Annotated in this window: 10 protein-coding genes; 9 read left to right on the forward strand and 1 reads right to left on the reverse strand. The window is 73.5% G+C overall.

Annotated features, from left to right (window positions below):
- Positions 1–10: 10 nt before the first annotated feature.
- A complete protein-coding gene (locus ACZ7MX_RS16740) occupies positions 11–1,756 on the reverse strand; it encodes an ABC transporter substrate-binding protein (RefSeq protein ID WP_472132708.1) in 1,746 nt (581 codons plus the stop codon).
- Between the two features lie 241 nt (positions 1,757–1,997).
- On the opposite strand from ACZ7MX_RS16740, the gene ACZ7MX_RS16745 reads away from it, so the two are divergent.
- The 9 genes from ACZ7MX_RS16745 to ACZ7MX_RS16785 all read left to right on the forward strand — a co-directional run bounded on the left by ACZ7MX_RS16745 (position 1,998) and on the right by ACZ7MX_RS16785 (position 12,168).
- On the forward strand, positions 1,998–3,368 hold the full coding sequence (locus tag ACZ7MX_RS16745) for an aminopeptidase P family protein (protein WP_472132710.1): 1,371 nt from the start codon (positions 1,998–2,000) through the stop codon (positions 3,366–3,368).
- Positions 3,369–3,469: 101 nt separating this feature from the next.
- Positions 3,470–4,630, forward strand: a complete 1,161-nt coding sequence (locus ACZ7MX_RS16750; RefSeq protein WP_472132712.1) for an NAD(P)/FAD-dependent oxidoreductase — start codon at positions 3,470–3,472, stop codon at positions 4,628–4,630.
- Positions 4,631–4,687: 57 nt separating this feature from the next.
- On the forward strand, positions 4,688–5,011 hold the full coding sequence (locus ACZ7MX_RS16755) for a (2Fe-2S)-binding protein (RefSeq protein WP_030413894.1): 324 nt from the start codon (positions 4,688–4,690) through the stop codon (positions 5,009–5,011).
- Positions 4,989–6,533: an FAD/NAD(P)-dependent oxidoreductase gene (locus ACZ7MX_RS16760; protein ID WP_472132714.1), complete on the forward strand. Its 1,545-nt coding sequence runs from the start codon at positions 4,989–4,991 to the stop codon at positions 6,531–6,533. The genes ACZ7MX_RS16755 and ACZ7MX_RS16760 overlap by 23 nt, the downstream gene beginning before the upstream one ends.
- 89 nt (positions 6,534–6,622) lie before the next feature.
- Complete coding sequence (locus ACZ7MX_RS16765; RefSeq protein WP_472132716.1) at positions 6,623–7,543, forward strand: dihydrodipicolinate synthase family protein; 921 nt, start codon at positions 6,623–6,625, stop codon at positions 7,541–7,543.
- A gap of 13 nt (positions 7,544–7,556) precedes the next feature.
- Entirely contained in the window at positions 7,557–8,561 is a 1,005-nt protein-coding gene (locus ACZ7MX_RS16770; protein ID WP_472132718.1) for a proline racemase family protein, read from the forward strand.
- Positions 8,558–9,940, forward strand: coding sequence for an aldehyde dehydrogenase family protein (locus tag ACZ7MX_RS16775; RefSeq protein ID WP_472132720.1), 1,383 nt, complete (start codon positions 8,558–8,560; stop codon positions 9,938–9,940). The genes ACZ7MX_RS16770 and ACZ7MX_RS16775 overlap by 4 nt, the downstream gene beginning before the upstream one ends.
- An 82-nt stretch (positions 9,941–10,022) precedes the next feature.
- Positions 10,023–10,739, forward strand: coding sequence for a GntR family transcriptional regulator (locus tag ACZ7MX_RS16780; protein WP_472132722.1), 717 nt, complete (start codon positions 10,023–10,025; stop codon positions 10,737–10,739).
- A gap of 163 nt (positions 10,740–10,902) precedes the next feature.
- Entirely contained in the window at positions 10,903–12,168 is a 1,266-nt protein-coding gene (locus tag ACZ7MX_RS16785) for an alpha/beta fold hydrolase (protein WP_472132724.1), read from the forward strand.
- Positions 12,169–12,239: the final 71 nt, after the last annotated feature.

Below are 12,239 nucleotides of genomic sequence, written 5' to 3' on the forward strand. Positions count from 1 at the left end.
CTGCCCCTCCTCAAGTCCGGCTCTTGGCGGGGTCTTTGAGGCCGACGGAGGCGTAGTCCAGCTGGCCGCCGAAGGAGGTCTGGCCGTAGGCGCCCGCGATGTTGCCGCCGACCACCAGGGGCCAGCGGCGCACCAGGACCGGGACGGCGGGGGCCTTCTTGAGGATCTCCCCGTCGAGTTGCCGCCACGCCCGGTCGGCCCGCCGGGGGTCGGTCATCGCGGCGATCTCGTCCATCCGCCGCATGGTCGGCCGGTCGCGGAAGAGCGAGTGGTTGCCGGAGTTGCCCTTCTCCTTGATGTACCGGCCGTCGAAGACGAACGGGAGGAACGTCGAGCCGGAGGGGTAGTCGGGGCACCATCCGGTGAAGACCAGATCGGTGCGGTTCTTGGTGTCGCCGATGGTGGCGTAGAAGGCGGACGGGTCGACGGTGTTGATGGCGACCTTGATGCCGGCCTTGGCCAGGGACTGCTGGATGGCCTCGGCACGTCCCTTGTCGCCGGAGGACACGGTGATCTCCGTCGAGAAGCCGTCCGGCTTGCCCGCCTCCTTGAGCAGTTGCTTGGCCTTGGCGACGTCCCCGCCGGCCGGGACCTTGACGGTGTCGGGCTGCCGTCCGCCGAAGAGCGCGGCGGGCATGTAGGCGGTGGACAGGTCGTTGAAGGCCGGGCCGCCGGACGCGGTGAGCACCGAGTCCTTGTCGAGGGCGTACTGCACCGCTCGACGCACCCGCACATCGGTGAAGGGCTTTCGCCCGGTGTGCATCTGGACCATGTCCGTGCAGTTCGTCGACTCCGCCAGCAGGCGCGCCCGGACGTCGGCCCGCGGCAGCACCTTGGCCGCGCTTTCCGGGCGCAGTGCGTACCAGGGGACGGCGGAGGCGTCCGGGCCCTGGTCGGCGATGAGCCGGTCGTCGATCTGGTTGGCCTTCAGGCCCATCTCCACCACCAGCCGGTCCGGATACGCCTTGCGCACCGGGTCGGTCTTCGCGTCCCAGTACGGATTGCGGACCAGGACGAGCCGCTTGCCCCGCCCGTACGACTCGATCTTGTACGGCCCCGAGGAGAACGGCCGGTTGTCGTAGCGCGGTCCGTCGTCCCGGGCCCGGGGGACGGGCGCGAACGTCGGCATCACGGTGGCGTCGGGGAACTCCGCGAAGGGCTTGCGCAGTTCGAAGACGATCGTGTGGTCGTCCGGCGTCTTGACGGAGGCGAGGTGCCGGCCGTCCGCGGGGCCCTGGTATCCCTCGGCGCCGGCGAGGTAGCGGGCCGCGTAGTCGGCGCCGCCGGGCAGGTCGGGGGAGAAGGACCGCTCCACGTTGTACTTGATGTCCTGCGCGGTGACGGGTGTGCCGTCCTCGTATCTGACGCCCTTCTTGAGATGGAAGGTCCAGGTCCGGGCGCCGTGGGACGGCGTGCCGAGGTCGGTGGCGAGGTCGGGGACGAGGGTGCGGCCCGCGGGGCCGGGGGCCGCCCGGTAGGTCACCAGGGTGCGGTAGAGCAGGCGGGTCCCGAAGTCCATGTCGTTCATGACCCAGTTGCGGGCCGGGTCGAGGTGGGTGAAGTCCTGGTTGGACAGGACGGTGAGGGTGCCGCCCCGCTTCGGGGTGCCGCCGACGACCTTGCCCTGGTTGACCAGGGCGGGGTTCTTGCCGCGGCCCCTGCCGTCCGCGGAGTCCTTGCCGCCGGCACAGCCGGCCGTGCCGAGGGCGAGGGCCGCCGCCAGGGAGACCGCGGCGGTACGGGTGCGCTTGTTCATCAAGTGGTCACTCCGAGAACAGTCGGACAGCCGTCAGGCTGGAATGTGACCCGTAACATAGTAATGTGAAATTGCACTGACAAGATGTCGATCGCCCCGTTACCCAGCTGTGCCCGAGTGAACTGCCGTCAGGAAGGGCGCATTTGCCCGCAACCCGCTTCTGCGACCCGCTCTGCGACGCGCACCGCACCCGTTCCGCAACCGGCACCCCGGCCGGCACCGCAACCGAGGAGGAGACCCCATGACGGAAGCTGTTCCCACCGCCCCGCGCACCGTCAGCCATGACCTGCCCGTCACGCCGGAGCTGGAGCGGTTCCTGGCGAGCGGCTGGGCGGCGACGCCGCTGCCGGACGCCCTCCGGCTGCCCGCCGCCGACGTCACCCCCGCCCGCCGGCAGCGCCTCTCCGCCCGCTTCCCCGGCGAACGGCTGATCGTCCCCGCCGGTGAACTCACCGTCCGCTCCAACGACTGCGACCACCGCTTCCGGCCGCACAGCGCCTACGCCTGGCTCACCGGCCTGACCGGCGAGGACCAGGCGGGGCACGTCCTGGTCCTGGAGCCGGACGGACCGCACCGGCACGAAGCGGTCCTGTACATCCGCCCCCGCTCACCGCGCACCGACAGCGGCTTCTGCCGGGACCGGCGGTACGGCGAATTCTGGGTCGGCCGCCGCCCCGACCTCGCCGAGGCCGAGCGGATGACCGGCATCCGCTGCGTCCACCTGGACGGCCTCGGCGCCCTGCCCCCGGGCCGCAACGCCGCCGCGGACGCCCAACTGGCCTCGGTGTTCAGCGAGTTGCGACTCGTCAAGGACGCCTGGGAGGTCGAGCAGTTGCAGCTCGCCGTCGACCACACGACCGCCGGGTTCGAGGACGTCGTCCGCAGCCTTCCGCGCGCCCTCGCCCATCCGCGCGGCGAGCGCTGGATCGAGGGCGTCTTCGGGCTGCGGGCCCGCGCCGAGGGCAACGGCACGGGCTACGAGACCATCGCGGCCGGTGGCGCCCACGCCTGCGTCCTGCACTGGATACGCAACGACGGCCCGCTGGACGCCCGCCAGTTGCTGCTCCTGGACGCCGGCGTGGAGACCGACACCCTCTACACCGCCGACATCACCCGCACCCTGCCGCTCTCCGGACGCTTCTCCCCGGTGCAGCGGCAGGTGTACGACCTGGTGCTCGCGGCCCAGGAGGCGGGCATCGCCGCGCTGCGGCCGGGTGCGCGGTTCCGCGACTTCCACCGCGCGGCGATGCGGGTGATCGCGGAGGGGCTCACCGAATGGGGCGTCCTGAAGAACCCGGAAGGGGACTTCCACCGCCGCTACACCCTCTGCAGCAGCGGGCACATGCTCGGGCTCGACGTGCACGACTGCGCGCAGGCGCGGGCCGACGCCTATCTGGACGGGGTGCTGGCGGAAGGTCAGGTGCTGACGGTCGAGCCGGGGCTCTACCTCCAGCCGGACGACGAGACGCTCCCGCCCGACCTGCGTGGCATCGGCGTACGGATCGAGGACGACCTGGTGATCACGGCGGACGGGGCGCGGCTGCTGTCGGGTGCCCTGCCGCGGACGCCGGAGGCGGTGGAGGCGTGGATGGGTGAGCTGATGGAGGGCTGAGCCCACCGGCCACCTGGGGCGTTTCCGGGCCGTGGCAAGGGAATTGTCTCCGGGCCGGGAGATCTCTTGGCAACGCGGGTGCAATGTGAAATATTACTGACGTGCCCACGAGAAACTCTCCGGATCTCCTCGTCATCGGGGCGGGCGTGGTCGGCGCCGCCTGCGCCTACTACGCGGCCCGGCGGGGCCTGAAGGTCACCGTGCTCGACCGCGGCTCCGTCGCCGGCGGCACCACCGGCGCCGGCGAAGGCAACCTCCTGGTCTCCGACAAGGAACCCGGCCCCGAGCTCGAACTCGCCCTCTACTCCACGCACTTGTGGCGCGAACTGGCCGAGGTGCTGCCGTCACGGATCGAGTACGAGGCCAAGGGCGGCCTCGTCGTCGCCTCCGACGGGAAGAGCCTGGCCGCGCTGCGGGAATTCGCCGCACGACAGACGGCGGCCGGGGTCGCCGCGGAAGTGGTGCCGGGCGGGCGGCTCCGCGACCTTGAGCCGCACCTCGCCCCCGGCCTCGCGGGCGGCGTCCACTACCCGCAGGACGCCCAGGTGCAGCCCGCCCTCGCCGCCGCCCACCTGTTGCGCGCGGCCGGCGACCGGGTGAGCCTCCGGCTCGGCGAGGAGGTCACCGAGATCCTCACCGGCGCCCACGGCGAGGTGCGGGGCGTGCGGACGCCCTCCGGTGACCTCCATGCCCCCTACGTCGTGAACGCCGCGGGCACCTGGGGCGGCGAGCTGGCCCGGCTCGCCGGCGTGGCTCTTCCGGTGCTGCCCCGGCGCGGCTTCGTGCTGGTCACCGAGCCGCTGCCGCGCCTGGTGCGGGGCAAGGTGTACGCCGCGGACTACGTCGCCGACGTCGCCAGTGACTCGGCGGCCCTGCAGACCTCCGCCGTCGTCGAGGGCACCCCGGCGGGCCCGGTCCTGATCGGCGCGAGCCGGGAGCGGGTCGGGTACGACCGCTCGCCGTCCGTCGAGGTGCTGCGCCGCCTCGCCGCACAGGCGGTGGAGCTCTTCCCGGTCCTCGCCACGGTGCGGGCCGTGCGGACGTACGCGGGCTTCCGCCCCTATCTGCCCGACCACCTGCCCGCGATCGGGCCCGACCCGCGCCGGCCGGGGCTGCTGCACGCCTGCGGCCACGAAGGAGCGGGCATCGGCCTCGCCCCGGCCACCGGACGGATCATCGCGGAGACCCTGACGGACGGCGAACTCCCGCTGGACATCAGCCCGTTCCGACCCGACCGGTTTGGCTCGGGAGAGGCGGAATGACCGCCTCCCCGGCCCCGGGCCGACCCCGCACCGACCCCCTGCGAAAGGAGCCGTGTCATGGCGCGTGACCGCAGCCCCGCCGAGCTCGTCGGCGCGGTGCCCGACGCCGCGTTCGAGATCACCTTCGACGGCCGCCCGATCGTCGCGCTGCCCGGCCAATCCCTGGCCGCCGTGCTGTGGGCCGCCGGCATCCTCGCCTGGCGCACCACCCGCGTCGGCGGCCGGCCGCGCGGCGCCTTCTGCGGCATCGGGCACTGCTTCGACTGCCTCGCCACCGTCAACGGGGAACCCAACCGCCGGGCCTGCCTGGTCCCGGCGCGACCCGGCGACGCCGTCACGACCCAGGAGGGACACGGCCATGCCGAACTCGGCGACCGATGACCCGGAGTACGACCTCGCGGTGATCGGAGCCGGCACCGCGGGCCTCGCCGGTGCCGTCACCGCCTCCGAACGCGGCCTGTCCGTCGCGCTGTTGGACACCGCCGCCCAGCCGGGCGGGCAGTTCTACCGGCACCCCGCCCCCGCCCTCGGCGCCACCCGTCCTGAGGCTCTGCACCACGACTGGTCCACCTTCGCCGGCCTGCGCCGCCGGCTGGCCGACAGCAGCGTGACCCTTCTCGCCGGCCACCACGTCTGGACCGTCGTCCGCGCGGAGCCGGGCGGCCTGTGGGACGTGCACGCCGTCACCGGAGCGGACGGCGACGGGGAGCGCCCGGTCCGGGTGCGGGCCCGCGCGGTGCTGCTCGCGACCGGCGCGTACGAGCGTCAACTGCCGTTCCCCGGCTGGACGGTGCCGGGCGTGGTGGGCGCGGGGGGAGCGCAGGCGATGCTGAAGTCCGGCCTGGTGCTGCCCGGGATCGGGGCCTCCCCTGGTCGAGCGAAGTCGAGAGCTGGGGGAAACGTGGTGGTGGCGGGCAGCGGGCCGCTGCTGCTGGCCGTCGCCGCCTCGCTCGCCAAGGCGGGGGCCCGCGTCCCGGCGGTGGTCGAGGCATCCGGCTACCTCGGCTACGCCCGCCACCCCCGCACCCTCGCCGCCAACGCGCACAAGATGGCGGAGGCGGCGCTGCACGGCACCGCGCTGCTGCGGCACGGGGTGCGGCTGCGCACCCGCAGCGCGGTGACCCAGGTGCACGGGTCCGACCGGGTGGAGGCCGTCACGGTCTCCCGGCTCGACCGCGACTGGCGGCCCGTACGGGGGTCCGGCCGCCACATCGCCTGCGATGCCCTGGCGGTCGGCTTCGGCCTCGTCCCGCAGCTCGAACTCGCCACCGGCCTGGGCTGTACCACCCGGCGCACTCCGGACGGCAGCCATGCCCTCGACCTCGACGCACAGCAGGAGACCTCGGTACCCGGCATCTGGGCGGCGGGCGAGACGGGCGGCATCGGCGGCGTGCAACTCGCCTGTGTGGAGGGCGAGTTGGCGGGTCTCGCGATTGCGGCCCGACTGGGCGGGCGGCCCGCGCCCGCCGGGAGCGGCCGGGTCCGTGCCCTGTGCCGACGGCGCGACCGGATGCGCGCCTTCGCCTCCGTGATGGCCGCGGCGCACGCACCCGGCGCCGGGTGGAGCGGGTGGCTCGACGACAGCACGGACGTGTGCCGCTGCGAGGAGGTCAGCGCGGGCCGCATCCGTGAGGCGGTCACCGATTTCGGCGCCCGGGACACCCGCACCGTCAAACTCCTGACCCGCGCCGGCATGGGCTGGTGCCAGGGCCGGATCTGCGGCGCGGCCGTGGCCTGCCTGGCCGCGGAGGGGCGGGGGGAGGGGCTGCCGCCGTCTCCCGAGCGCCGGCCGCTGGCGGTGCCGGTCCGGCTGGAAGTGCTCGCCGCCCTCACCGGGACGGCCGCGTCGGAATCCGGCAGGCCGGGGGGAGGCGCCGATCCGGAGGAGGGTGCCGGCGCCTGACCGACGGCCCGCGCCCCGCGGCACTACGCACCACCTCATGCAATGTCACACGCCACAGTAAGCGCCATACGTCACAGAAGGGTTCCTTCATGACCACCGCCTCCACCGCCACGACCTGGAGCGCCGAACGCCCCTGGCGCGGCATCATGGTCGCCACCGCCCTCCCCCTGCGTGCGGACCGGTCCGTCGACCACGACGCCTACGCCGCACACGTCCGCTGGCTCCTCGACAACGGCTGCGACGGCGTCGTACCCAACGGCTCCCTGGGCGAGTACCAGACCCTGACCGACGAGGAACGTGCCGGCGTGGTGCGCACCGCCGTCGCGGCCGCCGGCGACGGTGCGCGCGTGATGCCCGGAGTGTCCGCATACGGCAGCGCCGAGGCACGCCGCTGGGCCGAGCAGGCCGCCGAAGAGGGCTGCGGCAGTGTCCTGCTGCTACCGCCCAACGCCTACCGCGCCGACGAGTCCGCCGTACGCGCCCACTACGCCGAGGTCGCACAGGCGGGCCTGCCGGTCGTGGGCTACAACAACCCCATCGACACCAAGGTCGACCTGACGCCCGCGCTCCTCGCCCGCCTCCACCACGAGGGCAGCATCGTGGCGGTCAAGGAGTTCACCGGCGATGTGCGCCGGGCGTACGAACTGGCCGAACTCGCCCCCGGGCTGGACCTGTTGATCGGCGCCGACGACGTGCTCCTGGAGCTCGCACTGGCCGGCGCCGTCGGCTGGATCGCCGGATACCCCAACGCCTTCCCCGCCGCCTGCGCCGAGCTCTACCGTGCCGCCGTGGCCCAGGACCTGGACACCGCCCTGCCGCTGTACCGGTCCCTGCACGGCCTGCTGCGCTGGGACTCCAAGACCGAGTTCGTGCAGGCCATCAAGCTGTCCATGGACATCGTCGGCCGCCCCGGCGGTCCCACCCGGCCGCCGCGCCTGCCGCTGTCCGGCACCATTGAGGCCGAGGTGCGGGCAGCCACCGAGAAGGCCGTCGCCGCCGGCCACCGCTGACCGGGAGGAGATCATGCGCACCCGCCACGTCTTCCACGCCGTCGACTCCCACACCGAAGGCATGCCCACCCGCGTGATCACCGGTGGCGTCGGGGTGATCCCCGGCACCACCATGGCCGAGCGCCGGCTGCACTTCATCGAGCACCTGGACCACCTGCGCACCCTGCTCATGTACGAGCCGCGGGGCCACGCCTCCATGAGCGGCGCCATCCTCCAGCCCCCGACCCGGCCCGCCGCCGATTACGGCGTGCTGTTCATCGAGGTCTCCGGCCTCCTGCCGATGTGCGGACACGGCACCATCGGGGTGGCCACCGTCCTCGTCGAGACCGGCATGGTCGAGGTCACCGAGCCCGTGACCACCGTCCGCCTCGACACCCCCGCCGGCCTGATCAGCGTCGATGTGCAGGTCGAGGACGGACGGGCCACGGCCGTCACCCTCACCAACGTGCCCGCCTTCTGCGTCGGCCTCGACCTCACGGCGGAGGTGCCGGGCCACGGCACGGTGACGTACGACCTCGCCTACGGCGGGAACTTCTACGCCTTCGTCGACCTTGACGCCCTGGGGCTGCCGTTCGACCGCGCCCGCAAGGACGATCTGCTCGCCGCCGGCCTCGCCCTCATGGACGCGATCAACGCCTCGCCCGACCGGCCGGTCCACCCGACCCGGCCGGAGATCGCGGGCGTCAAACACGTCTACCTCGCCGCCCCGGGCTCGGACGCCCACCACTCCCGGCACGCCATGGCCATCCACCCGGGCTGGTTCGACCGCTCGCCGTGCGGCACCGGCACCAGCGCGCGGATGGCCCAGTTGCACGCCCGCGGCGCCCTCCCCCTGCACCGCGACTTCGTCAACGAATCCTTCATCGGCACCCGGTTCACCGGGCGGCTCGTCGAGGAGACGGAGATCGGGGGAGTGCCCGCCGTCGTACCGCGCATCACCGGGCGGGCCTGGATCACCGGCACCGCCCAGTACTTCCTGGACCCCGACGACCCCTTCCCCGGAGGTTTCCTCCTGTGAGCACCGCCCTGGCCCCGGTTGTCTCCCGCAACCCGGCCGACCCCTCCGACGTGGTCGTGGAGACCGCCGCGCCCGGCGCGTTCGCCGCCGCCGACGCCGTCGAACGCGCCCGCACCGCACAGCCCGGCTGGCTGCTCGGCGGCGCGGCCGCCCGCGCGGCCGCCCTCGGTACCATCGCCACCGCCGTCGAGGCGGCCGCGGACGAGCTGACCGCGCTCGCCGTACGCGAGGTGGGCAAACCGGTCACCGAAGCCCGCGCCGAGGTGGCCCGCACCGCCGCGATCTGGCGCTACTACGCCCAGGCCCCGTACGACCCCACCGGTGCCGTCCACGAGACGGCCGCCGGCCCGGGACTGCTGGTGACCCGCCGCCGTCCGCACGGCGTCGCCGGCCTGATCACCCCCTGGAACTTCCCGTTCGCCATCCCCACCTGGAAGGCGGCCCCCGCCCTCGCAGCCGGCAACACGGTCGTACTGAAACCCGCACCCGACGCCACCGCCTGCGCGCTGCGCCTGGCCGAGATCGTGCAACAGGGCCTGCCCACCGGGGTGTTCACCGTGCTGCCCGGCGGTGCCACCGAGGGGGACGCCGTCGTCTCGTCCGCCGACGTCGTCTCCTTCACCGGCTCCACCGCGGTCGGCCGGGCCGTCGCAGGGACCGCCACCGCCCGGGGCGTCCCCGTACAGGCGGAGATGGGCGGGCTCAACGCGGCGATCGTCCTGCCGGACGCCGACATGGACACCGCGGCCGCCCACATCGCCGCCGCGATCGCCGGATACGCCGGCCAGAAGTGCACCGCCACCAGCCGCGTGATCGCCGTGGGCGCCGCCCTCGCACCGCTGCGCGAGGCGCTCGCCGCCCATCTGCGGGCCCTGCCGGTGGGCGCCCCCACCGACCCCGCCACCGTCTGCGGCCCGCTCATCAACGAGCCGGCCCGCGACCGCGTCGTCGAGGCCCGCCGGGGACTGCCCGACCTCGTGACCACCCCCGCGCCCACCGGGAGCGACGGCTGGTACGCGGCACCGTCCCTGCTGGAGAACGTCCCCCCTGACCACCCGCTCCTACGGGAAGAGACCTTCGGCCCGGTCGCCGTACTGCTCCGCGCCGACGACCTGGACGGGGCGGTGCGGATGACCAACTCCGTGCCGTACGGCCTGGTCACCTCGGTGCACACGGCATCCCTCGACACGGCCCTGCACGGACTCGACCGGCTCGACACCGGCATGATCCGGATCAACGCCCCCTCCACCGGCGTCGACTTCCACCTGCCGTTCGGCGGTACCAAGGCATCCAGCCACGGACCGCGCGAACAGGGCCGCGCCGCCCTGGACTTCTACACCTCGACCCGCACCTACACCCTCGCTCCCGCACACCCGTAGCCACCTGCGAAAACAACGTGACATTGTACGCTGGTGATCCGCTCGGCCACGAGGGACAGGGCACGAAGGGAAACACCACGTCATGGGCCACCTCACGCAGCGCAACCTCAACACCACCAGGGAGCGCCTGCGCGACCAGGTCGCCCACCACCTCCGGGCGGCCCTCATCTCGGGCGAACTCCGCCCCGGCGAGGTCTACTCGGCGCCCGGCCTCGCGGAGGACTTCGGCATCTCCGCGACGCCGGTGCGCGAGGCGATGCTCGACCTGGCCCGCGAAGGTCTGGTCGAGCCCGTCCGCAACAAGGGCTTCCGGGTCACCGAGGTCAACGAGCGCGACCTCGACCAGTACACCGAGATCCGCACCCTCATCGAGGTCCCCATGATCGGCCGCATCACGCGCAGCGCGTCCCGCGAGGACCTGGAGGCGCTGCGCCCGGTCGCCGAGGAGATCGTGCGCGCCGCCCGCGATCACGACCTCATCGGTTACCTCGACGCCGACCGCCAGTTCCACCTCTCCCTCCTCGCCCTCGCCGGAAACGACCGGCTCGTGGAGACCGTCGGCGACCTGCGCAAGCGCTCCCGCCTGTACGGCCTGACCGCCCTGGACGAACGCGACCAGCTGCTCCCCTCGGCCGAGGAGCACATCGAACTCCTCGACCTGATGGTGGCCGGGGACGCCAAGGCCGCCGAGAAGTGCATGGCCCGCCACCTGGGCCATGTGCGCTCCCTGTGGGCGCGGAGCGCACAGGACCGCATCCCCGCACGGCGCGGCCGCAACGCCCGCCTGAGCTCCCGCTGACGACCGGACCACGCCCGGGGCGTGCCCGGGCAGTGCCGGGCCGCGCCGGACCGGGCACAACACGGCGTGATGGCCGAGCGGGAGTTCCCCCGGCGCCGGCGGTGACCACAGACTGTCCCGGATCGCCCGGACCACACCTCACCCACGCCCCCGGGAAGGGCCCATGAACCCCGCATACACCACCGTCGACCACACCTTCACGGTCCCCCTGGACCACGCCGCCCCCGGCGGCGAGACGATACGCGTCTTCGCCCGCGAGATCACCGACCGCTCCCGCGCCGGCGAGGAACTGCCCTGGCTGCTGTATCTGCAGGGCGGCCCGGGCGGCAAGTCCCCCCGCCCGTCGACCACCTCGCCCGGCTGGCTGGCCCACGCGCTGACCACGCACCGCGTCCTCCTCCTCGACCAGCGCGGCACCGGCCGCTCCACCCCCCTCACCGCACGGGCCGCCGCGCGCTTCCGCGACCCGGCCCAACTCGCCGCCTACCTGGGCTACTTCAGGGCGGACTCGATCGTCGCCGACGCCGAGCTCATCCGCCACGCGCTGTGCGGCGGGAAGCCCTGGGAGACACTCGGCCAGAGCTACGGCGGCTTCCTCACCCTCACCTACCTCTCCCAGGCCCCGGAAGGACTCCGGGCCTGCTACGTCGCCGGCGGCCTGCCCGGCCTCACGGCCACCGCCGACGACGTCTACGCCCGCACCTACCCACGCGTGCGCGACCGCGTCCACGAGTTCTACGCCCGCTACCCCGACGACGCCCGCTGCCTGCGCCAGGTGGCCGAGCTGCTCACCGCGCAGGACATCCGCCTGCCCGACGGGGACCGGCTCACCGTCCGCCGGCTGCGCACCCTCGGCCTGCTGCTCGGCATGGGCGACGGGTTCGAGCGCCTGCACTGGCTGCTCGACGAAGCACTGGACGGCGCCGGCGAACCGACCGACACCTTCCTCTACCAGGTGATGAACCTGACGGGCTTCACCGACAACCCGCTCTACGCCGTCCTCCAGGAATCCCTGTACGGCCAGGGCGCCGGCCCCACCGGCTGGGCGGCCTCCCGGGCCCTCGCCGCGTTCCCCGAATTCACCGAGGCCGCGGACCCGCTGCTGCTCACCGGCGAGATGATCTACCGCTGGATGTTCGAGGACATCCGCGGTCTGCGTCCCTTCGCGCAGGCCGCCGACCTTCTCGCCCGGCGCACCGACTGGCCGCCCCTGTACGACCCGGACCGCCTCGCCGCCAACCGGGTCCCGCTCGCCGCGATCGTCTACCACGACGACATGTACGTGGACGCGGGCCTGTCCCTGGACACCGCCCGCAAGATCGGCGCCGCCCGGGTCTGGGTCACCAACGAGTGGGAACACGACGGGCTCCACGCCTCCGGCGACCGGGTCCTCGCCCGCCTGATGGACCTCGCCGCGGGCCGCGCCTGACGCCACCCCTTCGGGCCCCGCTCCGGAGCCGCTGTCCTTCCGGAGCCTCTGTCTTTCGGTAGAGGGCGGGT

This window comes from Streptomyces sp. NPDC107765, from assembly GCF_055657085.1.

Coding starts and splice junctions, on each gene's coding strand:
- ACZ7MX_RS16785 (WP_472132724.1), top strand. CDS start 10,903: ATGAACCCCGCATACACCACCGTCGACCACACCTTCACGGTCCCCCTG.
- ACZ7MX_RS16780 (WP_472132722.1), top strand. CDS start 10,023: ATGGGCCACCTCACGCAGCGCAACCTCAACACCACCAGGGAGCGCCTG.
- ACZ7MX_RS16740 (WP_472132708.1), bottom strand. CDS start 1,756: ATGAACAAGCGCACCCGTACCGCCGCGGTCTCCCTGGCGGCGGCCCTC.
- ACZ7MX_RS16745 (WP_472132710.1), top strand. CDS start 1,998: ATGACGGAAGCTGTTCCCACCGCCCCGCGCACCGTCAGCCATGACCTG.
- ACZ7MX_RS16760 (WP_472132714.1), top strand. CDS start 4,989: ATGCCGAACTCGGCGACCGATGACCCGGAGTACGACCTCGCGGTGATC.
- ACZ7MX_RS16755 (WP_030413894.1), top strand. CDS start 4,688: ATGGCGCGTGACCGCAGCCCCGCCGAGCTCGTCGGCGCGGTGCCCGAC.
- ACZ7MX_RS16765 (WP_472132716.1), top strand. CDS start 6,623: ATGACCACCGCCTCCACCGCCACGACCTGGAGCGCCGAACGCCCCTGG.
- ACZ7MX_RS16770 (WP_472132718.1), top strand. CDS start 7,557: ATGCGCACCCGCCACGTCTTCCACGCCGTCGACTCCCACACCGAAGGC.